At 71.3% G+C, this 21,878-nt stretch carries 18 protein-coding genes; 5 read left to right on the top strand and 13 right to left on the bottom strand.

The window, feature by feature from the left end; all coding sequences use genetic code 11:
• The first annotated feature begins 211 nt into the window (after positions 1 to 211).
• Complete coding sequence (locus ACFU7D_RS17875; RefSeq protein WP_378869460.1) at positions 212 to 1,486, top strand: DUF222 domain-containing protein; 1,275 nt, start codon at positions 212 to 214, stop codon at positions 1,484 to 1,486.
• On the opposite strand, the gene ACFU7D_RS17870 is transcribed toward ACFU7D_RS17875, so the two are convergent.
• Positions 1,483 to 2,889 carry a hypothetical protein gene (locus ACFU7D_RS17870; protein WP_378869457.1) on the bottom strand — a complete coding sequence of 469 codons (1,407 nt, stop codon included), beginning with the start codon at positions 2,887 to 2,889 and terminating at the stop codon, positions 1,483 to 1,485. The two genes, ACFU7D_RS17875 and ACFU7D_RS17870, sit on opposite strands and share 4 nt — an antisense overlap.
• 78 nt (positions 2,890 to 2,967) lie before the next feature.
• Positions 2,968 to 3,549 (bottom strand): DoxX family protein, encoded by a 582-nt coding sequence (locus ACFU7D_RS17865; protein WP_378869454.1) that lies wholly within the window; start codon positions 3,547 to 3,549, stop codon positions 2,968 to 2,970.
• Between the two features lie 91 nt (positions 3,550 to 3,640).
• On the opposite strand from ACFU7D_RS17865, the gene ACFU7D_RS17860 reads away from it, so the two are divergent.
• Complete coding sequence (locus tag ACFU7D_RS17860) at positions 3,641 to 4,507, top strand: hypothetical protein (RefSeq protein WP_378869452.1); 867 nt, start codon at positions 3,641 to 3,643, stop codon at positions 4,505 to 4,507.
• 22 nt (positions 4,508 to 4,529) lie between these two features.
• Here ACFU7D_RS17860 and ACFU7D_RS17855 read toward each other — a convergent pair whose 3' ends face one another.
• From ACFU7D_RS17855 to ACFU7D_RS17810, 10 genes are all read right to left on the bottom strand, one after another.
• Positions 4,530 to 6,176 carry a PucR family transcriptional regulator gene (locus ACFU7D_RS17855; protein WP_378723976.1) on the bottom strand — a complete coding sequence of 549 codons (1,647 nt, stop codon included), beginning with the start codon at positions 6,174 to 6,176 and terminating at the stop codon, positions 4,530 to 4,532.
• Between the two features lie 41 nt (positions 6,177 to 6,217).
• Complete coding sequence (gene menC / locus ACFU7D_RS17850; protein ID WP_378869449.1) at positions 6,218 to 7,345, bottom strand: o-succinylbenzoate synthase; 1,128 nt, start codon at positions 7,343 to 7,345, stop codon at positions 6,218 to 6,220.
• Entirely contained in the window at positions 7,342 to 8,142 is an 801-nt protein-coding gene (locus tag ACFU7D_RS17845) for a GNAT family N-acetyltransferase (protein WP_378869447.1), read from the bottom strand. Before ACFU7D_RS17845 ends, menC begins: the two co-directional genes overlap by 4 nt.
• Complete coding sequence (locus ACFU7D_RS17840) at positions 8,139 to 9,287, bottom strand: M20 family metallopeptidase (protein ID WP_378869444.1); 1,149 nt, start codon at positions 9,285 to 9,287, stop codon at positions 8,139 to 8,141. The genes ACFU7D_RS17845 and ACFU7D_RS17840 overlap by 4 nt, the downstream gene beginning before the upstream one ends.
• Complete coding sequence (locus ACFU7D_RS17835) at positions 9,288 to 10,673, bottom strand: serine hydrolase domain-containing protein (protein WP_378869443.1); 1,386 nt, start codon at positions 10,671 to 10,673, stop codon at positions 9,288 to 9,290.
• Positions 10,673 to 11,425 carry an ABC transporter ATP-binding protein gene (locus ACFU7D_RS17830; protein WP_378869440.1) on the bottom strand — a complete coding sequence of 251 codons (753 nt, stop codon included), beginning with the start codon at positions 11,423 to 11,425 and terminating at the stop codon, positions 10,673 to 10,675. Before ACFU7D_RS17830 ends, ACFU7D_RS17835 begins: the two co-directional genes overlap by 1 nt.
• 76 nt (positions 11,426 to 11,501) lie before the next feature.
• On the bottom strand, positions 11,502 to 13,355 hold the full coding sequence (locus ACFU7D_RS17825) for a dipeptide/oligopeptide/nickel ABC transporter permease/ATP-binding protein (protein WP_378869437.1): 1,854 nt from the start codon (positions 13,353 to 13,355) through the stop codon (positions 11,502 to 11,504).
• A complete protein-coding gene (locus ACFU7D_RS17820) occupies positions 13,355 to 14,332 on the bottom strand; it encodes an ABC transporter permease (protein WP_378869434.1) in 978 nt (325 codons plus the stop codon). The genes ACFU7D_RS17825 and ACFU7D_RS17820 overlap by 1 nt, the downstream gene beginning before the upstream one ends.
• Positions 14,333 to 14,385: 53 nt before the next feature.
• Positions 14,386 to 15,993: an ABC transporter substrate-binding protein gene (locus ACFU7D_RS17815; RefSeq protein WP_378869431.1), complete on the bottom strand. Its 1,608-nt coding sequence runs from the start codon at positions 15,991 to 15,993 to the stop codon at positions 14,386 to 14,388.
• Positions 15,994 to 16,062: 69 nt separating this feature from the next.
• Positions 16,063 to 17,451 carry a serine hydrolase domain-containing protein gene (locus tag ACFU7D_RS17810; RefSeq protein WP_378869429.1) on the bottom strand — a complete coding sequence of 463 codons (1,389 nt, stop codon included), beginning with the start codon at positions 17,449 to 17,451 and terminating at the stop codon, positions 16,063 to 16,065.
• Between the two features lie 117 nt (positions 17,452 to 17,568).
• Between ACFU7D_RS17810 and ACFU7D_RS17805 the strand changes: the two genes are divergently transcribed.
• On the top strand, positions 17,569 to 19,029 hold the full coding sequence (locus ACFU7D_RS17805; protein ID WP_378869426.1) for an amidohydrolase family protein: 1,461 nt from the start codon (positions 17,569 to 17,571) through the stop codon (positions 19,027 to 19,029).
• A gap of 7 nt (positions 19,030 to 19,036) precedes the next feature.
• On the opposite strand, the gene ACFU7D_RS17800 is transcribed toward ACFU7D_RS17805, so the two are convergent.
• Positions 19,037 to 19,669 (bottom strand): TetR/AcrR family transcriptional regulator, encoded by a 633-nt coding sequence (locus tag ACFU7D_RS17800; RefSeq protein ID WP_378723946.1) that lies wholly within the window; start codon positions 19,667 to 19,669, stop codon positions 19,037 to 19,039.
• 150 nt (positions 19,670 to 19,819) lie between these two features.
• Here ACFU7D_RS17800 and ACFU7D_RS17795 point away from each other — a divergent pair, with 150 nt between their 5' ends.
• Together ACFU7D_RS17795 and ACFU7D_RS17790 are read left to right on the top strand one after the other, a co-directional pair.
• The gene (locus ACFU7D_RS17795; RefSeq protein ID WP_378869424.1) at positions 19,820 to 20,602 is read left to right on the top strand and encodes an SDR family NAD(P)-dependent oxidoreductase; all 783 of its coding nucleotides are present in this window, start codon (positions 19,820 to 19,822) and stop codon (positions 20,600 to 20,602) included.
• Positions 20,603 to 20,604: 2 nt separating this feature from the next.
• Complete coding sequence (locus tag ACFU7D_RS17790; RefSeq protein WP_378869422.1) at positions 20,605 to 21,741, top strand: DUF5938 domain-containing protein; 1,137 nt, start codon at positions 20,605 to 20,607, stop codon at positions 21,739 to 21,741.
• Positions 21,742 to 21,878 lie beyond the last annotated feature (137 nt).

Genomic DNA, 21,878 nt, shown 5'->3' with positions numbered 1-21,878 from the left:
GGCCCAGGTGTGGCGCAGCGCATTCACTTCTGCGGCAGATGGTGTTGATGGGGGGCGAGTGGTGGCCCTTCGGGCCACTTACCATCCACAGAAGCGATGCCGTTCGCTCACCGCGAAAATGGCGCTTGACCTGCACCTATGGGTGGTTAGGTATCCGTTCGAGGCGTAGAATGTGACCCATCACGATACACCTCTGAAGGGAGGGATCACGATGAGTCTCGAGCACGACCTCGACCCCTGGGCCACCAACCCTGGCGATGCGATCGACGCCGCCCTCGAGGCCATCGAAACTGCCCTCCACGAGCTGCTCGCGAGCGACCCTGCCTATTGGCGCACCGGCCAGAAGAAGGACCTGCTGGAGCGGTTGGAGAAGCTCCAAGCCCAGCAGGCCGCACTGAAGCTCCGCGTGCTCGCATCGGCCGGCGATATCGCGGAGGAGACCGGGGCGAAGGATGCCTCCGCGTGGATGCGGGCCGAGCTCCTCCTCGACAAGGGTGTGGCCCGGTCGCAGATCAAGCTGGCGACCGGGGTGGCGAAGTACGAACTCGTCGCAGCCGGTCTGGCCGAAGGCGTGGTGTCTTTGGACAAGGCCCGCGTGATCACCCGGGCGTTGGACAAGGTCCATGCCGACCCTGTCGCGAGTGCCGAGAACCTGGCCCTGGCCGAAAAGCTCCTGGTCGACTACGCGACCCAATTGACGGCGAACGAGCTCCGCATCGTCGGCCGGAAGATTCTGACCGAGGTCGACCCAGCCCGGTTCGAAGACGCCGAAGCCAAGGCGCTGCTCGCCGAGGAGGAACGCGCCCAGCAGAGGACCGCGCTGCGGATCTGGGACAACCACGACGGCACCGTCGGGTTCGACGGGGTCTTGCCGACCTCGATCGGGATGCGGTTCAAACGACTCGTCGAGGCCTACGCCCAACCCCGCAAACAACAACTCGTCACCAAGGGCGCGGCCTTACCGCCGTGGGAACGACTCATGGGACAGGGGTTCACCCGGCTCCTGGAGACCCTCGACCCCGCCGCCCTGCCCCGTCACGGGGGCGACGCGACCACGATCAACGTGGTGATCTCCCTCGACGAGCTCCGCAGAGACCTCGGCACCGCCACCTTGGGCTACGACGAGACCAACGGGACCACGATCAGCGCCGCCGAGGCCCGCAAGCTGGCGTGTAACGCGACCATCATCCCCTGGGTGTTGGGCGGTGATGGTGAGGTCCTCGACGCAGGTCGAGGCAGTCGGTTCTTCCAGCCCATCCAGCGCAAAGCACTCCGGCTCCAGCAGAAGTGCTGCCAAGCCGAAGGGTGTGACATGCCACCGGAATGGTGCGACGCCCACCACCTCGATCCCTGGGCTGCGGGAGGGAAGACCGACCTGAAGGACGGGGCCCTGTTGTGCCCCCATCATCACCGTCTGGCGCACGCCCCGGCGTACATCCATGAGCGACTACCGGACGGCACCATCCGGTTCACCCGCCGCCCCTAACCAGCCGGCAGAGCGGTGCGCTCGGCAGGCGGGGCCGTGGCAGTACGACCCCGCAGCGCCAGCCATCCCGCGAGCGCGACGACGAGGAGCATGGCCACGTTGTGGGCGTACTTCGGACCTGCCGCGACATCGCCGATGAGCGGGAAGTAGGTGAACGCCAACAAGCCCCGCACGACAAGGTACGCAGCGCCGATCGTCGCCGCGTGCCGAACCGTCCACACCCTCGTCCGGGCGGCCAGCAGGACCAGGACACAGAACACGACTGTGGTCGTGGCCGCGATGGCTACGCCCAGCCAGGTCGCGGGGGTCAGATCCGGGACGAGCGCGAAGACCAGCGCGGTGACGAAGAGGGCCGGGAGCGGCACCTCCCCTGCCCCGTCCCGATGGCTGGCCGTCTGCGCTCGCCGGCCTAGGACGAAGGCGACGAGAAGCAGGACGACGATCACTCCGGCCGTGGCGAGCAGCTGGGCAGGGCTCCCGGAGCGCGACTCCGGGTCGGAGAGGATGAACAACGCCGCGATGACGTACGCGACCGCAGCGAGGGCGGTGCCGATCGGGCCCAGCCACGGCTTTCGGGCGCGGGCCGGCACCCAGGCCTCGGCCAGCGCGACGGGCGCCGCGAAGCTGAAGATCACGTGCCCGATGATGAAGGAGTAGGCGTTGTAGCCGCTGAATCCCAACGACGGGATCAGGGTCGGTTCCCGGTTCTCCTCCCATCCTGCGTAGCCGCCGTAGTCGGCGCTGAACAGCGACTGGTCGATGAGGCCCGCCTCCGCCACCCCCAGAGCGGCGAAGATCAGCAGCAGGCTCGGCCAGCCCCAGCCGAGGCGGCGCACCAGCTCCCGGGCGACCAGCGCCGGCGCCCCGTAGAGGGCCCCGAAGAAGACCAGCGCGAACGCGATTCCGCCGATGTTGCCCGTGCTGTCCCCGTACGCCGCCAGCAGCTCGGCTCCGATCCCGCACAGCGCCAGCAGACCCACGACCTGGAGCACGCGGCTCCGGTCGGGTCCTGGCCGGTTGTTCACTGCCGCGTCCGGCCCATCCGGCCCACCCGGTGCAGGCCCGGCCGCCAGCCTTCGCACCAAGGCGTACGTCGCGACAACCAGCCCGACGACCTGAACCCAGCGCATCACGGCGACGGGCAGACCGCGGGCACCGATCAGGTCCGGCCCCAGTCCGGCGCCGAGCGCCGCGACCGTCACGACGGCGACCGCGGCCAGACCGAGGACGGCGCCGGGACGGCCCCGCCACCACCAGCTCACCCCTGCCGCTACCAGCAGGATCGGCGCCCCTGGCGGGATCCGGATGCCGCCGTCCGACGTCGGCGGGCCGACGACACCCAGTCCGAGCAGACCGACGGCGCCGACCAAGAGGCCTACCGGGACCAGCTGTTGCCGACGCATGAGTCCAGGCTAGGAACGAGCCGGCGTCGCGGCATCGTCCTTCCGTCGCGGCCTCACGCGACTTTGGTCGCGCTGGGGTCAGGCGTCGTGGGCGGGGGCGTCCTCGGCGGGCGCGTCGGCGGGGGCGTCATCAGCGGGGGCGTCGTCGGCGGGCGCGACGGGGGCGTCCTCGCGCTGCGGACGCCAGAAGGCGGCGAGGAGCAGCGCGGTGCCGACGACCCCGCCGCCGAGCGCTACCGCGCCGCCGACCCAGCCGTCGTAGACGATGTCGAGGGACGCGTCGAGCGAGATCGTCCCGGGTCCGGTGACACCGAGCACGACCGCGACGACGGCCAGGATCATGACGTACTCCCAGCCGTCCTTGAAGACGAAGAACCCGTTGGGGCGGTGCGCCAGCAGCGCGGCCACGAGCATCACCGCGACGACGGCGGCTGCTGCCAGCGGCGTGATCAGGCCCAGGATCAGCAGTACGCCGGCCACGATCTCGGTCACCACGCTGGCCCACGCCTGCAGGGTGCCGTGGCGCAGGCCGAGGCTCTCGAACCAGCCCGCGGTGCCGGCGATCTTGCCGCCCCCGCGCCAGTGGTTGACGCCGTGGGCGATCATCGTGCCACCCACCGCGAGCCGGAGAAGCATCAGAGCCAGGTCGACGGGGTCCATCACAGAAGTCCTCAAGGTTGTGGAGTTGGAGTGGCCCAGCCTAGGAGGAGCCCGATGAGCGGGTGCGCAGCGACGCCGTAGGCTCACCCGGATGTTGCTGCTCGGAGTCGTTCTCGCCCTGGGCTCGGCGATCGCCCACGCAGCCTGGAACACGGCGTCGAAGACCATCGCCCCCGCGGGGAGACCGGCGCTGTGGGCGGTGGCGATCGTGGAGAGCTGCCTGGTCGTCACGGTCACCGCGGTGGTGATGATCGTGCGCGGGCACGGCATCGCGGTGTCATGGGAGCTCCTCCTGCTCTCGCTCGGCAGCACCGCGATGCACGCGCTGACCATGGGCCTGGTCCAGGTCGCCTACCAGGACTTCGACGTGAGCCAGATCTACCCGCTCTCCCGCGGCCTGGCTCCCGTCGTGGTGGCGATCACCGGCATGGTGGTGCTCGGGCAGTGGCTGAGCTGGGCGCAATGGGGTGGCGTACTCCTGATGGCGGCGGCCGTCGGGGCCCTGCTGTTCGAGACCGTCCGCACCCGGGGCTCGCTGCAGGCGAAGCCGCTGCTGTGGTCGGGCTGCATCGCCATGTCGATCGCCGGCTACACGACCTACGACGGGTGGGTGGTCGTCGAGCGGGGCCTCGACCCGATCGCCTACTACGCCGTCGGCACGGTCATCCAGGTGGTGCTGTGGAGCGTGATCGTGCGTGGCAAGTACGCCGAGGGGCTGCGCCAGGCCAGGATCCACGCCCGGACCGTGGCCGTGCTCGCAGTGCTGATCCCCACCTCGTACGTCCTCAGCCTCTACGCGACCCTGCACGCTCCGGTCTCGCTGGTGGCTGCCGTCCGCAGCTCGAGCCTGATCTGGGTCGCGCTCTCGGCGGCGTTGGTGCTGCACGAGCCGATCGGCAAGGTACGCATCGCCGCAACGGCCCTCGCCGCGGCGGCCGTGGTCGCGATGGTGGTCTGAGCGGGACCGTCGGTGCGGAGCCTCAGCGCAGCGCCAGGAGACGCAGCTGGAGCGCCGCCCCGAAACGTTGCTCCGCGTCGGCGAGGTCCAGGCCGCTGACCTGCTCGAGCCGGCGCAGCCGGTAGCGCAGCGTGTTGGGGTGGATGAAGAGGGCGGCGGCAGCGGCGCGTACGTCGCCGTTCGCGTCCAACCACGCGTGCAGGGTCTCGGCAAGACCGGAGTCGTTGCGCTCGTCGTAGGCGAGGAGCAGCGCGATCGGACCGACCGGACGCTCGTCCCGGGCGGCGGCGAGGTCGCGGAGCTCGAGGAGCAACGACTGGGTGTAGACGTCGGCGAGCCTCGCCACCGAGCGCGTCTCGCCGCCCAGGGCACCGTCGCGGAGCACCCGCATCGCCCGGGTCGCGGCCGCGCGGGAGGCGACGATGGCGCTGATGTCCGAACCGACACCGCCGACGCCGACGACCACCGGCAGCCGCGTGCCGAGACGCTCGCAGAACTCCCCGGCCAGCCGAGCGGCCCGTTCCTCGGGCTCGGAGCCGTCGCCGGGGAGCGGGACCAGGGCATGGACGATGCCCCCGACGACCGCGACCGCCGAGGCCGGCACGGCGGCCGAGAGGTGCACTGCCAGCGCGTCGGCGGCGCGCTCGAGCGTGCCGGCGCCGCCCGGGTCGGGTTCGTGCTCGTGATCGGCTGACGGATCGTGCCGCAGGGCCAGGGCGAGCACGACCACCGGACGCCCCGCGAGGCCGAGCCGGCCCAGCGCGTCTCGAGCACCGGCCGCGCCCTCGAGGACCGAGCTGACCAGATCCGTACGCAACCGCCGGTGCACATCGGCGCCGGCCCGCACGCGCAGCATGTGGAGCGCGACCAGACTGGCGGCGTCGCGCAGCGCCGCGCTCCGCTCGGGCGTGACCTCACCGTCCATCGCCGCCCAGATCGAGCCGAGGACCTCGTCGCCGGCCCGGACCGCGATCGCGACACGCTGCTTGCTGATCCTGTCCTCGTCGAGCCGGGCCGGGTCGACGACGACGGGGCGGTGCTCGCGGTAGAGCTCGCGGAAGACGCCGAGGTCGGTGAGCATCCGGGCGTAGCGTTCGGGAACCTGGCGGCCGATGACCGTCTCGACCCGCGAGGCGTCGGCCTCGTCCTGACGGCCGGAGAAGGCCAGCACCCGCGAGCTCCGGTCCTCGATCGTCACCGGCGCGTCCAGCAGCGCGCCGATCGCGTTGGCGACCGCGAACAGGTCGCCCGAGGGCAGGCCACCCAGTGTCTCCGCCTCGGTCGGGCCGATGTCGCCCTCCGCCAGCAGCGACCGCAGCAGCGCGGTCAGCTGCGCCCAGGTCGCGCCGCGGCGCAGCCCGAGCAGGGCGATCCGGCTCTCCTCGACCGCCGCGGCCAGGGCCCCGGTCAGCACGACGGGCGCGCGGACGACCAGCCCGACCGCCCCGCGCCGCCCCACCTCGTAGATGAGCTCTGGGAGCTCGCCCGACGACACCCCGACGGCCAGGACCAGCGCCCCCGCGGGATGGACCGGCTCGTCGTCGGGGTCGTGGATCACCACACCACCGATCTCGCCCTCATGCGCGGGGTCGCCGGCCAGCAGCTCGAGCAGCGTGTCGCCCAGATCATCGAGCACGCGGCCCAGACTCGCGCGCGGACGCTGGCTCACGCCCGGAATACTAGAACCGACCCCCGACACCGTCCACCGATCTACGTCTGCGTCCCGAGCGGGATCCATTCGGTCGAGGTGGTGAACGACTCCAGGATCTCCGGGATCGGGGTGACGCCCAGACCCGGGCCGGCCGGGACGCTCATGTGGCCGTCCTCGATCGTGAGCGGCTCGGTGATGTCGGTGCGATAGAACCGGTCGGAGGCGGAGATGTCCCCGGGCAGGGTGAACCCCGGCAGCGCGCCCAGGGCAGCGTTGGCGGCGCGCCCCAGCCCGGTCTCGACCATGCCACCGCACCAGACCGCGAGTCCGTGCGCGGCGGCGAGGTCGTGGATGCGTACGGCCTCCAGGTAGCCGCCCACGCGGCCGGGCTTGATGTTGATGATCGAGCAGGCACCGAGCGAGATCGCGGCGGCGGCCGTCTGCGCGGAGACGATCGACTCGTCGAGGCACACCGGGGTGCGGATCTCGCGGGCCAGCTTCGCGTGGCCCAGGACGTCCTCCTCCTCCAGCGGCTGCTCGATGAGGAGCAGGTCGAACGGATCCAGCTTCGCCAGGTGGCGGGCGTCGCGCAGCGTGTAGGCGGTGTTGGCGTCGACCTGCAGCGGGATGTCGCCGAACCGCTCCCGTACCGCGGCCACCGGCTCGATGTCCCAGCCCGGCTCGATCTTGAGCTTGATCCGCACGTAGCCGTCGTCCAGGTAGCCGCCGACCACGTCCAGCAGGTGGGGTACGGAGTCGAAGATGCCGACCGAGACACCGCTCGGCACCCGGTCGTGCACGGCGCCCAGCTCGCGGGCCCAGGACCTCCCGGCCGCGCGCAGCTCCGCGTCGAGCAGCGCCATCTCCAGCGCCGCCTTCGCCATCCGGTGTCCCTTGAACGGGTGCAGCACCTTTCCCACCGCGTACGCCCCGTGCCTCTCCAGCTCACCGCCGGCCGCAGCCAGTGCGGGGAGCAGGAACCGACGGAGCACGTCCGCAGTCGCCTCGACGTACTCGGAGGAGTAGAGCGGGTCGGCCATCGCGACGCACTCGCCCCACCCCTCGCTCTGCGAGGTCACCGCGCGCAGCAGCAGGATGTCGCGCTCGCTCTGGGTGCCGAAGGAGGTCCGGAAGGGCGATACCAGTGGCATCGACACCCGTCGCAGCTCCATCCCTTCCAGCTTCATTCGGTTCCTTCCCTCGGGGCTGTGCTTGTCAGCAGATATCCGTGGTCGCGGTCGAAGCCGGCGACCGTGCCCGACTCCAACCCGCTCAGCAGCTGGTCGCGGACCTTGGTACGCCACGCCCGGGCCTCGCCGGGGTCGGAGACGCGCAGCGCCTCGATGTCGCGGGGCACCTCGACCCAGGACGCACCCGGCCCGCCGGCGACCTCGGCGACCTCGACCGGGCTGCCGTCGCACGCGGACGCGACCTGCAGCGAGTCCAGGTCCCAGTGCACCAGGATCCGGTCGCTGGCGTCCTCGGCGTCGTTGATGCCGTCGCCCATCGAGCCGTAGAAGTCGGGGAGATACTCCGCGACCCGGGTGCCGAGCTTGGCCAGGTTGAAGTAGGCGTTGCGGGCCACGAGCGGGTCGAAGGTCCACTCCATCAGCGTGATCCCACGTTCCAGGCACCAGGCCCGCTGGTGAAGCTTGAGCGCGAAGCCCGCGTGTCGACCGGCCATCTCCGGGACCACGCCGGCGATATGGCTGTGCATCGCGCGGGCCGCCGGGACCGAGTGGAACCCGACGCAGACGCCGACCATCTCCTCGCCGGCGGCATCGTCGAACGCACCGGCGACGTAGCCCTCGGCCTTGCGCATCGCGCGCATCAGCTCGGACCCGAGCGGCGGATTGTCCGGAACGCCCCAGATCCCGCCGAGCACCTTCTCGGCCCGCTGCAGCTCCGCGATCCCGTCGAGCTCGCGGACGGTGACCCGGGCGGCCTCGGCGGCCCGGACGTACGCCCCCCATGCCCGCGTCACGGCCGATCCCTCGATCCGTCGCTCGGACGGCCGGCCACCAGCTCCTCGAGCAGACCCTGCAGCAGACCGTGCAGCAGAATCGTCCGGTCGGCCAGCCGGTCGACCAGCACGTGCTCGTCCTCGGCATGCGCCCCGCCGCCGACGGCGCCGAGCCCGTCGAGCGTCGGGGTGCCGACGCCAGCGGTGAAGTTGCCGTCGGAGGCCCCGCCGACCGCGGCCTGACCCGGCACCGGCAGCCCGAGCCGGGTCGCGACGTCGACAGCTCGATCGAACAGCCGCGCCGACATGGACTCTTCCAGGGGCGGCCGGTTGATCCCGCCATGCACGACCAGCTTCGCGCCTTCGAGCGCTGGTTCCAGAGCACGCATCCCGGCGTCGACCCGTTCCTGCTCGGCCGCGCTCCAGGCGCGTACGTCGACCGTGAACCGGGCCGCGCCCGGGACCGTGTTGAGCGTCGTGCCTGCGGATGCGGACGTCGGGGTCACCGTCGTGCCCGCGGACGGGTCGGCGAGCGCGGCCACCGCGGGCACCTGGTGGGCCAGCTCGATGGTGGCGTTGACGCCCTTGTCGGGCTCCAGGCCGGCATGGGCGGCACGTCCGACGACCTCTACCTCGTACATCGAGGTGCCTTTCCGGGCCGTCTTGAGGTCTCCGTCGCCGACCGACGCCTCCAGCACGAGCACCGCGGACGCCTCCCGGGCCTCGGCCTCGATCAGCGCGCGCGAGGACGGCGAGCCGAGCTCCTCGTCGCCGGTGACCAGGAGGCAGACCCCGTCGGGAGCCGGCAGTGCGGCGACGGTGTGCAGTGCCATGACCAGGCCGGCGAGCATGTCGAAGCAGCCGGGGCCGCGCAGGACACCGTCGGTGACGGCGTACGGGATCCTCTCCAGCGTGCCGTGCGGCCAGACCGTGTCGTGGTGGGCCAGCAGCAGGACGTGCGGGCCGGGCCCGAAGCGCCAGCGCAGATGGGTGACCCCGTCGACGACGATGCGCTCCGGGGGGACGCCGAGATGGGCGGCTCCGAGGTGGGCCACGACCTCGGCCGAGCGGGCGACGGCGTCCAGGTCGGTGGAGGGCGACTCGGTCTCGACCAGCTCCCGGATGTCGTCCAGGAGCCGGTGGAGATCGATCTGAGGTCGACGCATTCAGGCCTTCTTCGGGGTCGCGCGGGCGCCGAAGTGGAGGTATCGCTCGCCGGTCGGCAACGTGTAGAAACGTACGGGGAAGTAGGCCGCGGACTTGTCGGGCTTGACCGCGAAGATCGCCTCCGCGACCGGCACCAGCTCATGCACCTCGGGCTCGGAGGCACCCTCGAGCTCCGCGACGGGTCCGGAGACGGTCGTCCGCATCACCGGCTTGCCGTCGAGGACCAGGACCTCCTCCAGCACCGACTCGCGCGAGTACTCGCCGAGGAACGGGGTGATGTCGACCTCGGGCGCGTCGACGGGGATCTCGAAGCGGTCAGGGAGGCGGACATCGGCGAGCTCGGCGAAGATCTCCTCGAAGAGGTCCTGGTAGAGCGCGATGGCGCTGGCGACGTTGGTGTTGAGCGAGACCGCGATACCGGCCTCGGGAAGCAGCCGCAGGAACGCGGCCTGCCCGATGGTGTTGCCGTCGTGACCGATCGCACGCGCCCCGTGCCAGTCGCAGCGGAACCAGCCGAGGCCCCACGAGTCGCCGAGCAGGTCCTTCTCGGGACAGTCGACCTGGAAGTCGGCCATCGCCGCCACCGACTCGGCGGAGAGCACCCGGGTGCCGTCTTTCGCCACCCCACCGCTCAGGTGCATCCGGGCAAAGGCGAGCACGTCGGCAGCGGTCGCGGTGATCAGACCGGCCGGGCCGCACGAACGGGGCAGCCCCCATACCGGCGCCGGGGCGATGTCCTCGCCGGTGCCGAGGTGGCCCATCGCGAGCGCATGGAGCATCGCCTCCTCGGGCAGGGTGCCGGTGTGGGTGAGGCCGAGCGGCGTGAAGAGCCGCTCACGCATCGCCTGGTCCCAGGTCTGGCCGGTGACGACCTCGATGACCCGCCCGAGCAGCACGTAGCCGGAGTTGCAGTAGGACCAGGTCGCGCCCAGCGGGTGGTTCTGGGCGGCCTCGCCGAGGCGGGCGACGTACTTCTCCAGGACGTCGTCACCGCGTCCGGTGTCGGTGAAGACATCACCGTCGATGCCGCTGGTGTGGGTGAGCAGGTGGTGGATCGTGACCTTCTCGGTGACCTCGGGGTCACGCAGATCGAGATCACCGATGATCTCCTTGACCGGGGTGTCGAGGGCGAGCTTGCCCTCATCGACCAGCTGCATCACCACGGTCGCGGTCCAGACCTTGGAGATCGAGCCGATCTGCCAGACGGAGTCGGTCGTGGCGGGCTGGCCGGTCCCGAGGTGAAGCACTCCGGTGGTGAGCGTTACCTGCTCGTCCTGAGCGCCGTCGCGGCCGACCCGGAGGATGCCGAGCTGGGCCCCGGGGACGCCGTGCTTCTTCGTCAGCTCGGTGAGCCGGGTCTGCCAGTGAGCGGAATCGATGGTCATCAGGTCTCCTTGGTGAGAGTGTTCGAGGTGCCGCCGGGGACGGCGGCGAGAAGCTCTTGGGTGTAGCGATGACTCGGGTTCTCCAGTACGTCGGCCGCCGGCCCGCACTCGACGACGTGTCCGTGGCTCATCACCGCGACCGTGTCGGCCACGTAGCGCACCACGGCCAGGTTGTGGGAGATGAACAGGATCGAGAGGCCGAGCTCGCGCTGCATCTCGCGGACGAGGTTGAGGACGGCGCCCTGGACGGAGACGTCGAGCGCCGAGGTGATCTCGTCGGCGATGAGCACCTGAGGCCTGCCCGCCAGCGCGCGGGCCAGGGCGACCCGTTGCCGCTGGCCGCCGGAGAGGTTCCCCGGACGCTGGCCGGCGCGGCCAGGGTCGAGATGGACCAGCCGGAGGAGGCGGGCGACCTCCCCGGCCCGTTCGGACTTCGACGGCCGTCCGGGGATCGCCTCGGCGATGCTCTCGCCGATGCTCATCCGCGGGTCGAGGGAGGAGTAGGGATCCTGGAAGACCATCTGGACCCCGGACCCGGCCTTGGAGCGCCGGCCGGCCGGGACGCCGTTGACCAGGACGCGCCCGGTGCTGACCGGCACCAGCCCGACGGCGGCCCGGGCGAGCGTCGACTTGCCCGAACCGGACTCCCCCACCAGCCCCACGATCGAGCCGTCGGGCACCTCCAGGCTCACCTCGTGGAGCACCTGGGTGCGCCCGAACCGCACGCTGACCTGCTCGAACCGCATGCTCATGCCGCCGCCTCCGTAGCGAAGGGCGAAGAATACGGAAGCGGCGGCCTGAGGCCCACTGTCGCTCGCTGTCGCTCGCTCATACGCTCACCTGCTTCGTCTGCTCCATCGGGAGCGGGTCGTCCGCACGCCAGCACGCGACTCCGTCGAGGAGCGCGGGCTCCTCGCTCAGGCACTGGTCGGTCGCGAGCGGGCACCTGGCGGCGTACGCACAGCCCGGGGGAAGCGCGGCGGGGTCGACCGGCTGGCCGGGGATGGTGGCCAGAGGCTCGTCCCGCGGTGTGCTCATCGACGGGACCGCCGCGACCAGTGCCCGGGTGTAGGGGTGCCGGGCACCGCTGTGGAGGTCGCCGGCGGCGATCTCCTCGACGATGCGCCCGGCATACATCACCAGCACCCGGTCGCAGATCTCGCCGATGACGGACACGTCGTGGGAGATCAGCAGGATGGCGGTGCCGTGCTCGCGGCGTACCCCCTCCAGGAGCGCCAGGACCTGCTTCTGGACGGTGACGTCCAGGGCGGTCGTGGGCTCGTCGGCGATGATCAGCCGCGGGGTGCCCATCAGTCCCATCCCGATCATGGCGCGCTGACGCATGCCGCCGGAGAGCTCGAACGGGTACGCGTGGGCCGCCCGCTCCGGGTCACGCAGGCGCACCGCGCGCAGCCGGTCGACGGCGCGGGCGAGTGCCTCACGCCGGCCGAGGCTCTGGTGGAAACGGCTCACCTCGGCGAGCTGCGGGCCGACCCGCATGGCCGGGTTGAGCGAGGTCATCGGGTCCTGGAAGACGACCGCGAGCGAGGTGCCGAGCAGGTCCTCGTGGTGGCCGCCGTCGTTCAGGTCGGTGCCGCAGAGGGTGACCTCACCGGTGACCCGGCCGGGTTCCTCGACGAGCTGGGCGATCGCGAGCGCGGTGAGCGACTTGCCCGACCCCGACTCCCCCACGATCCCCACGGCCTCACCGGGACGCAGCGAGAGGGAGACGCCACGGACCGGAGTGACCGGGGCCGACGGGCCGGGGAAGGCGACAGCGAGATCGCGTACGTCGAGCACCAGGTCGTCTCCCTGCGTGCTCGCCTTCGCAGGAGTCGAGCGGACCGGCGCCGACCAGGCCCGTGGCCCGACGACCGGCGTCACCCCCAAGGCACCGGCGACCGCCTCGCCGGTGAGGTTGAAGGCCAGGCCGGCGATGACGACCGCGATCCCCGGCGCGAGCGCGGCGAGCGGGTGGAGGTAGATCCCGGCCAGACCGTCCTGCATCAGCCGCCCCCAGTCGTAGGCGGGCGCCTGGACACCGAGGCCGAGGAAGGAGAGGCCCGCGAACGCGAGCAGCGCGCTCCCGGCGCCGATGGTCGCGTTGACGATGAGCGGCTCCGCGACGTTGGGCAGCACGTGCCGCGCCAGGATCCGGGTCCGGCCGAGGCCGGCGATCTCGGCCGCGGCGACATAGTCGCGGGCGGCGATCCCGGCGATCAGCGTCTGGCAGAGGCGGGCGAACGTGGGCGCACCGGCGAACCCGATCGCCAGCACGGCCCCGCGGGCACCGACTCCGAACACGGTGGCCAGGGAGAGGACCAGGAGCAGCCCGGGGAAGGCGACCAGGATGTTGACCAGCGCCGTCACCGGTCGCCCGAGCCGTGGGCCGAGCAGCCACGGAAGCGAGCCGAGCACCAGCCCGGTGAGCACCGCGATCGCGGTCGCCAGCAGCGCCAGGGTGATCGAGAGCCGGGTGGCGACCAGGACCCGCAGGAATAGGTCGCGGCCGGCATTGTCGGTGCCGAACCAGTGCTCCGCCGAGGGCCCGGCGAGCAGGTTGTCGGTGTCGACGGCGGCCGCCCCGTCGCCGAAGGCGACCGGAGCCAGGACGGCCAGCAGCAGCACCGTCGCGAGCAGACCCGCGCCGAGCGCCCCCACCGGCGTACGCAACGCCCTCATCAGGCCTCCCCCACCGTCGAGCGGGGGTCGAGCACGGCGAGCGCGACGTCGACGAGCGTGTTGACCAGCAGCACGATCACCCCGTAGACGAGCACCGTGCCCTGCACCACCGGATAGTCCTTGGTGACGATCGACGAAACGATGGTGCTGCCGAGCCCGGGCCAGGCGAAGACGTTCTCGACCAGCACCGTGCCCGCGACCATCGAGGCCAGCAGCATCCCGCCGAGTGTCAGCGTGGCGGTGACGGCGTTCGGCAGGGCGTGCACCAGGTGGATCCGGCGTGCCGGGAGCCGCTTGGCCCGCGCGGTGCGGATGTAGTCGGACTCCAGCACGGAGATCATCTCGACGCGGACGATCCGGGCGAGCATCGCGGCCGGGCCGATCGCCAGGGCGAGGACGGGCAGGACGTAGGACGCGGCCCCGTCCTCGCGGCCCGCGACCGGGAGCCAGCCGAGACCGACCGCGAAGACCGCGACCAGCACCACGCCGATCAGGAAGTCGGGGATCGAGCCGATCACCACGCTGCCGGAGGCGAACCCCAGCGACGTACGCTGCCGGCGCCCGCGCCTCGTCGCGACCGCGACGCAGACCCCGAGCGGTACGGCGATCAGGAGAGCGAGGACGAAGGCGAGCAGACCGAGCGAGACGGTGGCACCCAGGCGCCGGCCGATGGTCTCCCCGACAGGCAGCTGGGTCTGGATCGACTCGCCGAGGTCGCCGCGGAACAGGCCGCCGAGATAGTTCAGGTACTGGGTCAGCAGCGGGTCGTCGAGGCCGAGCGCGTGCCGCCGCGCCTCGACGAGCTCCGTCGGCGCGGTCATCCCGAGCGCGGCCCGCACCGGGTCGCCGGGGACCAGGTGGATCATCAAGAACGCTGCGGTGACCAGCACGAACAGCGACACCAGCAGCCGGCCACCGCGGCGCAGGGCGAACTGGGTCCACCGCCCGCCCAGGGTGCCCGGCACCCCCGTCGGCACCTCCGTCCTCGGGGGTCCAGGCGCCGCTGATGTCGCTGTCATCGACGCCTGCCTCAACCCAGCATCCGGATGCTGGTCGGGACGACACCGCCGACGACCTCGAGCTCGGCACCCTGGGAGAAGAACGGCAGCAGGTTGTTGGCGAACGGCACCACGTCGTACGACTCGAACAGGCTCGCCTCCGCGGCCAGCCAGTCCGCGCAGCCCTCGGCGCCGTTCTTGGCCATCGCGGTCTTCACCGCTGCGTCGTAGCCGGTGTTGGCGATGCCGGCGAAGTTGTTGCCGCCCTCGGCGGGCGCCGGACCGGAGAGGAACGGGACGATCTGGTCGGGGGTGTTGATGTTGACCGGCTCCCAGGCGACGTCCCAGTCACCGGTGCCGAACATCGCGGTCTGGATCGCGGTCTGGTCCAGGGACGTGGCCTTGGCGTCGATGCCGACCTTCTTCCACGCCGCGACGGCCAGTTCGGCGGCGGCGGTGCCGGGCGCGCCGAGCGAGGAGTCGTAGACGAACTCGACCACGAGCGGCTTCCCGGCCCTGGTGCGGACCCCGTCGGCACCCGCGGACCAGCCGGCGTCCTCCAGCGTCTTCTCAGCGGCAGCCGTGTCGTCGTCGGCGAGGTTCCCGTCGACGGAGGAGCCGGTGCAGCCGGCCGGCTCGACGACGGCCAGCTGGGTCGCCGGACCGCCCTTGTCGGCGGTGATCACCTTCTGCAGCTCGGCCAGGTCGAGCGCCTGGGTCAGCGCGGCACGTACCGCGGGGTCAGCGGTCGGGTGGCCCTCGTTGTGGTTGAACCACTGCTCGCCGACCACGGCCTGCGCGTCGACCCGGTTCAGCTTCGCCGCGTCCAGCCGGGCGGCGTCCTGACCGGTGATCGAGGCGGCGTTGAGGTCCCCGGAGAGCAGCTGGTTCGCGACCGTGGTGTCGTTGGCGACGATCTTGGCCTCGACCGTGGCCGGGGTCCCCTCGGCCGCGGTGGTGGCGCCGTCGGGGCCCCAGGCGTAGTCCTCGCGGACCTCGTAGGTGTAGTGGTCGCCGGGGACGGCGTCCTTCAGCACGTACGGGCCCGTGCCGGCGGTCCCGGCCTTCAGGCTGTCCCGGTCTGCGAGGCCGCTGTCACAGATCATCGGCAAGTTGGAGAAGGAGGCCAGCACGAAGGGCGCGGGCGCCGCCAAGGTGACCGTCACGGTCTGCCCGGACGCCGTCGCGGTGGCGCCGGCCGGGATGAAGACGCCCAGGTAGGGGCTCTTGTTCTTCGGGTCCTCGACCCAACTGATGTTGTCGACGACGGTCTGCGCAGTGAACTCGGAGCCGTCCGCGCAGGTCACGTCGTTCTTGATGTCGAAGGTGACCGTGGTGCCGTCCACGCTCCACTTCTCCGCGAGCTGCGCCTGCACCTCGCCGTCGCGGTTGACGCTGACCAAGGAGTCGTACGCGAACCGGCTCAGCTGCAGCAAGGTGCTGGTCACGCCGCCGTGCGGGTCGAGGGCACCGGGGTCGGAGGCGATCGCCATCGTGAAGGACTCGCCGTCGACGTACGCCTCGGACTCGGTGCCGCCGCCCGAGCCGGAGCCGCACGCGGCCAGGCCCGCGGCGGCCAGGGGCAGGGTCAGCGCCGCGAGGGCGGGTCTCAGGGCTGCTCGGGCTCGGCGCTGGTTCATGGGGGACGTACCTCTCTCGGACAAGGTTCTCGGGCAAGGTTTTTCGGGCAGGGTTCTCGCGCAGAGTGGTCAGTCGGCGCGCGCGACGACGCGGCCGTAGTGGACGTACTTCGCCGGGGCGTCCGCCTCGCCGAGGAAGGCGAAGACGACGTGGATGCCGCGGACGGGCTCGGTGGCGATGAAGGAGTCGCCGTCGAGGTGGACGAGGGAGAACCGCATCGGCTGCTCGCCGATCTCGGCGATGATGTCCTTGGGGGTGCGGTCGAGGACGAGCCCGCCGGCACCGTCGGCAGTGACCTCGATGTCGTAGATCGTGTCCGCGTAGTGGCCCAGGAACCTGTCGACGTCGACCGTCGCCGGCGCGACCGGTGGCGTGGGCCGGTCGGGAAGTCGTACGCCGCCGAGCTCGTCGAGCAGTCCCGCGACCGCCGCGTTGAAGAGCCCGAAGACCTCGCCTCCGTTCGTGAGCAGGGCGACGGCCAGCCGCTGCTCGGGCACGATCCGGAGGAACGCGGCCTGGCCGATGGTGCCGCCGTCGTGGGCGAGGACGGCGCCCTGCGGGGTGTCGACGAGCTCCCAGCCCAGGCCCCAGGCGCTGCCCATCCCGGAGAGCAGCGGCAGCTCGACCTGCCGCTCCCGCATCGCCGCGACGGCCGCGGCGGAGAGGACCTGGGTCCCGTCGGGCGCGGTGCCGCCGCTCAGGTGCATCCGCACGAAGCCGAGCAGGTCGCTCGCCGTCATCGCGAGCATGGAGCCGGCCGGCGCGTTGGACCTGGCCAGCGCCCAGGTCGGCGCCGCCTCCGGGGCACCGTCGGTCCCCGGCATGTGGCCGGTGGCGGCACGGCGGAGGATGGCCTCGTACGGACTCGGGGAGACGCTGGCGAGGCCGAGCGGTCGCGCGATCCGATCGAGGAGCACCTGGTCGAACGGGGCCTGTCGGAGCACCTCGACCAGCCGACCGAGCACGACGAAGCCGGTGTTGTTGTAGGAGAACGTCTCACCGGGGGCGAACAGCTGCGGCAGGTCGGTGAGGGTGGCGACGTAACGTTCGACGGCGTCCTCGCCGCGGCCGGTGTCGGTGAAGATGTCGCCCTCGAAGCCCGCCGTGTGGCACAGCAGCTGGCGGGTCGTGATCGTCTCGCCGGCCTCGCGGTCGCCGATGACGAGCTCGGGCAGGTAGTCACGCACCGGCCGGTCCAGATCGAGGAGACCGTCGTCGACCAGCTGCATCACCAGCGTCGTGGTCCAGATCTTGGTGATCGAGCCGATCTGGAAGACGGTCTCGGTGTCGACCTCGACCCCGGTGGCCAGGCTGGCCGTTCCGGCGGCAGCGGTGATCACCTCGTCGCCGGTGAGGACGGCGATCGATGCGCCGGGCACGCCGTGCTCGGCGACGAGGTCGGCGAAGCTCTCCTGCAGGTGCCGCGCGGCGTCCGGGCGGGTCTGGTCGTGGGGCATGCCGAAACCGTAGGGAGTCCCGACGGTGTACGTGTTCGTCCTACCGGACAGTCAACAGGAGGTGCTGTTGTCCGATCGGACAATGGCCGCCGTGGCGGAGGACGGTTTGATGGCGGGGTGCTGATTCTCCGTGGTGGCCGGGTCGTCGACCCCCGAGCAGGGACCGAGCAGATGGCCGACGTCGCCGTCTCCGACGGGTCCGTGGTGGCCGTCGGGAGGGTGCCCGACGATCCGGCCGCCGAGGTGATCGACGTGACCGGGCTCGTCGTCGGTCCCGGGTTCGTCGACCTGCACAGCCACGTCCACTCGGTCGCCGGCCAGCGCCTCCAGGCGATGGACGGGGTCACCACCACCCTCGACCTGGAGTCCGGGCTGCTCCCTCTCGACCTGGCCTACGAGCGGGCCGCGGCCGACGGCCGGGTGCTCCACTACGGCTTCTCGGCCTCGTGGGGCGATGCCCGTGCCGTCGCGCATCTCGGGATCACGCCGGCCGCCGACCTGGAGACCTCGTTGTCGATGCTCGGTGACCCGGCCTGGCAACGTACGTCCTCGGCCGCTGAGCGGCACGCCTGGCTCGAGCTGCTCGAGTCCGAGCTGGCCGCAGGGGCCCTCGGGATCGGGGTGCTGATGGGCTACGCCCCACGCTCGGACCCCGCCGAGTTCCTCGACGTCGCCAGGCTCGCCGCCCGCAGCGGCACGGCGACGTTCACCCACGTACGCGAGATCGTCGAGGCCGACCCCACCACCCCGATCGACGGCTCGGAGGAGATCACCCGCGCCGCCGCCGAGACGGGCGCGCGGATGCACCACTGCCACGTCAACAGCACCTCCCGCCGCCACGTCGACCGCGTCCTCGGCCTGCTCGACGAGGCCCGCACGGCCGGGTCCGACGTCACCGTCGAGGCCTATCCGTACGGCGCCGGCTCCACGGCCGTCGGCGCCTTCTTCCTGGCACCCGAGCGGCTCGGCGCCTGGGGCCTGACGCCGTCCTCGATCACGATGGTGACCACCGGGGAGCGGATCGCGTCGGTTGCGCGCCTGGCCGAGCTGCGCGCCACCGACCCCGGCGCCGTCTGCGTGGTCCACTTCCTCGAGGAGGACTCCCCCACCGACGACGCGATGCTGCAGCGCGCCCTCGCCTTCCCGGACGCGATCGTGGCCAGCGACGCGATGCCGGTGGAGTGGGCCGGCGGCGTGAGCGACACCCGGGAGTGGCCGCTGCCGCCCGGCGGCCAGACCCACCCTCGTACGTCAGGCACCTACGCCCGCTCGTTGCGCCGCATGGTCTGCGAGACCGGCGCCTGGACCTGGCCGGAGGCCTTCCGCCGCTGCTCCTACCTACCAGCTCAGGTGCTCGCCCCGTTCACCCCGGCCATGCGTGGCAAGGGATACCTCGCACCCGGTGCCGACGCCGACCTGGTCGTCCTCTCCCCCGACCGGATCACCGACCGGGCCACCTACCTCGATCCCACCCGGCCCTCGGCCGGCGTCGTCCATCTCCTGGTCGACGGCACCTTCGTCGTGCGCGACGGCAGCCTCGACCCCACGGCCTACCCCGGCCGGCCGATCCGCCGCTGACCGGGCTCTACCGCTTGGGCGCCAGTAGCATCGGCATCAGCCCGACGACCTGGCTGCGCAGATCCTCCAGGGCAGCCTCGCGACCATTGAGGTAGCCCAGCAGAGCCTGCTGGAAGACGCCGTCGAACATCCCGTAGGCGACCGGCGCCGGGATCGCGGGCTCGGTGCCGGCGAGCGCGGCGTAGCGGTTCACGACCCGCGCGATCATGTCCTCCAGGCTCAGGTCGATCTGGGTGACCGCCTCGCGCAGGCTCTCCTCGAACATGGACTGCGAGCGTAGGTCGTACCAGAGCCGGTGCATCGGCGCTTCCTCGACGATCGTCTCGACGAGCTTGTCGCCGAACCGGGCGACGAGGTCGTCCGGGGAGGTCGCCTCGGCGACGACGCCGTCGTAGCGGTGGACGCAGGTCTGCTTGTAGTAGCGCACGCAGTAGACGATCAGCTCGAGCTTGTCGTTGAAGTAGTAGTGCACGACGCCGTGGCTGAACTCGGAGTTGTTGGCGATCTCGCGCAGGCTGGCCCGCGCGTAGCCCAGCTCCCCGAGGGTGCGCAGCGCCGACTCGGCGAGCGCCTTGCGGCGTTCGTCGTGCTTGTCGGCGGGCGTGCGGCGAGACGCCTTCGGGGCAGCGACCTGGGTCATGGGCGGCAACGATACCCCCTCCCGTGCGGTCGTCGATGCCATCCGGACCATTTTCTGGTCAATCGTCAAGAAAACTCTTGACACTCGTCAAGATTCGCGATTGCCTGTGAGCCGGATCACAGCGACATCACAGCGACGAAGGAGTCACAGATGACCGATCTGAGCGGACGTACGGCACTCGTCACGGGCGGCGCCCAAGGCTTGGGTGAGGGGATGGCCCGAGCGCTCGCGGCAGCCGGCGCCAAGGTGGCCGTCGCCGACCTGAAGGACGACCAGGGCGTCAAGGTGGCCGAGTCCATCGGCGGCACCTTCGTGCACCTCGACGTCACCGACGACGCCTCCTGGGAGGCGGGCGCGGCCGCCGCGGTCGACGCACTCGGCGGCCTCGACATCCTGGTCAACAACGCCGGGGTCGAGATCACCAGCCTGGTCACCGAGCTCGACCCGAACGACGTGAAGAAGATGCTCGAGGTCAACGTGCTCGGCACCGCCCTCGGCCTCAAGCACGGGCTGCGCACGATGCGGCCCGACGGCGCCGCGGGCAACGGAGGCGTGATCATCAACGTCGCCTCCGTGGCGGCCACTATCGCCTTCCCGGGCATCTCGGTCTACTCGGCCACCAAGAGCGCCGTCGACCGCCTGACCCGCGTGGCGGCGATGGAGAGCGGCAAGCTCGGCTACGGCGTACGCATCAACTGCATCTACCCAGGACTGGTCCCGACCGAGATGGGCGTCGGGCTGGCCGTCGACACCGCCAACCTCGGGCTCTTCGAGTCTCCCGACGCGGCCGTCGCCGGCGTCGTGGAGCTCACCCCGTCGGGCCGGCTCGGCACGGTCGAGGACATGGCCGACGCGGTCGCCTTCCTCGCCTCCGACCAGGCGAAGTTCATCAACGGAGTCGGCCTGCCGGTCGACGGCGGAATGGGGATGTGACCATGAGCGAGAACAACAAGCCCGTCGTCGTCTACGGCGCCTCCGGCTACACCGGCCGGCTGGTCTGTGAATACCTGCGTGAGCTCGGGGTGCCGTTCGTGGCCGCCGGCCGCTCCAAGGACAAGCTGGTCGCCGCGATGGCCGCCCACGTACCCGGCATCGAGACCGCCGACTACGAGATCGCCGAGGTCGAGCACACCGTCGAGGCGCTGACCGAGCTGCTCACCGGCGCCCGTGTCGTCCTCAACACCGTCGGCCCGTTCTCCCAGTACGGTCCCGAGGTCGTGGAGGCCGCGCTGGCCGCCGGGGTCCACTACACCGACACCACCGGTGAGCAGGACTGGCTGATCACCTGCGACGAGACCTACGGCGAGGGTTTTGCCGAGAAGGGCCTGCTGCTCGCGCCGGGCATCGCGCAGATGTACACCACCGGCGAGATCGCAGCCGAGATCTGCCTCGAGCAGCCCGGCCTCGACACCCTCGACATCGCGGTCTTCTGGGGTGGCTCCCCCACGATCGCCTCGACCCGCACGATCCTGGTCAACGCCGCGACCTCGAAGGCGCACTACCTGGAGCAGAACGCGTACGTCGAGTTCGACCCCAACGCCGGGCTCGTCCCGCTCGTGGTGCCGGGCCAGCACGAGCTGGCGCTCTCGCTGCCGTGGGGTGGCACCTCGCACCCGGTCTGGTACCGCCGCGACCCCAAGGTGGCCACCTGCAAGGCCCAGGGTGGCGTCTTCAACGCCGCACTGATGAACGGGGTGCCGCAGATCGTGGCGGGTGCGCTGGAGGCGACCAAGGACATGGATGCCGAGCAGCGCGACGAGGCGCTGACCGCCACGGCGGCCCAGGTGATGAACCAGATGCCGCCGCGCGAGAACCCGCGCCTGAACAAGTCGCTCGACTCGGTCCACGCCTCCGGCCCACTGGGGCGCGCGCACTGCGTGATCCACGGCAACCAGAACTACAAGCAGACCGGGCTGATGCAGGCGTACGTCGCCTACTCGCTGCTGCAGCAGCCGCCTCGCCGGGTGGGCTTCGCCTCGGGCTGCCAGGCGTTCGGTCACCGCGAGCTCCTCGGGCAGCTGCAGGCCTTCGGGCTGGTCTCGGAGCCGGTCGTGACCCGGCAGCGCGGCTGAGGGCGGCCCGATGCAGCTCGTCGACTATCTGGACAAGGGCGCCTCGCTGGGGGGCGACGCGCCCTGTCTCGTCTGCGGCGAGGACACCTGGTCCTACGCTGAGGTCGTCGATCTCTCGGTGCGTGTCGCCGCGGGCC

The organism is Nocardioides sp. NPDC057577 (genome assembly GCF_042801335.1).
Taxonomy (GTDB): Bacteria; Actinomycetota; Actinomycetes; order Propionibacteriales; family Nocardioidaceae; genus Nocardioides.
This window is presented reverse-complemented; position numbering and strand designations above follow the sequence as displayed.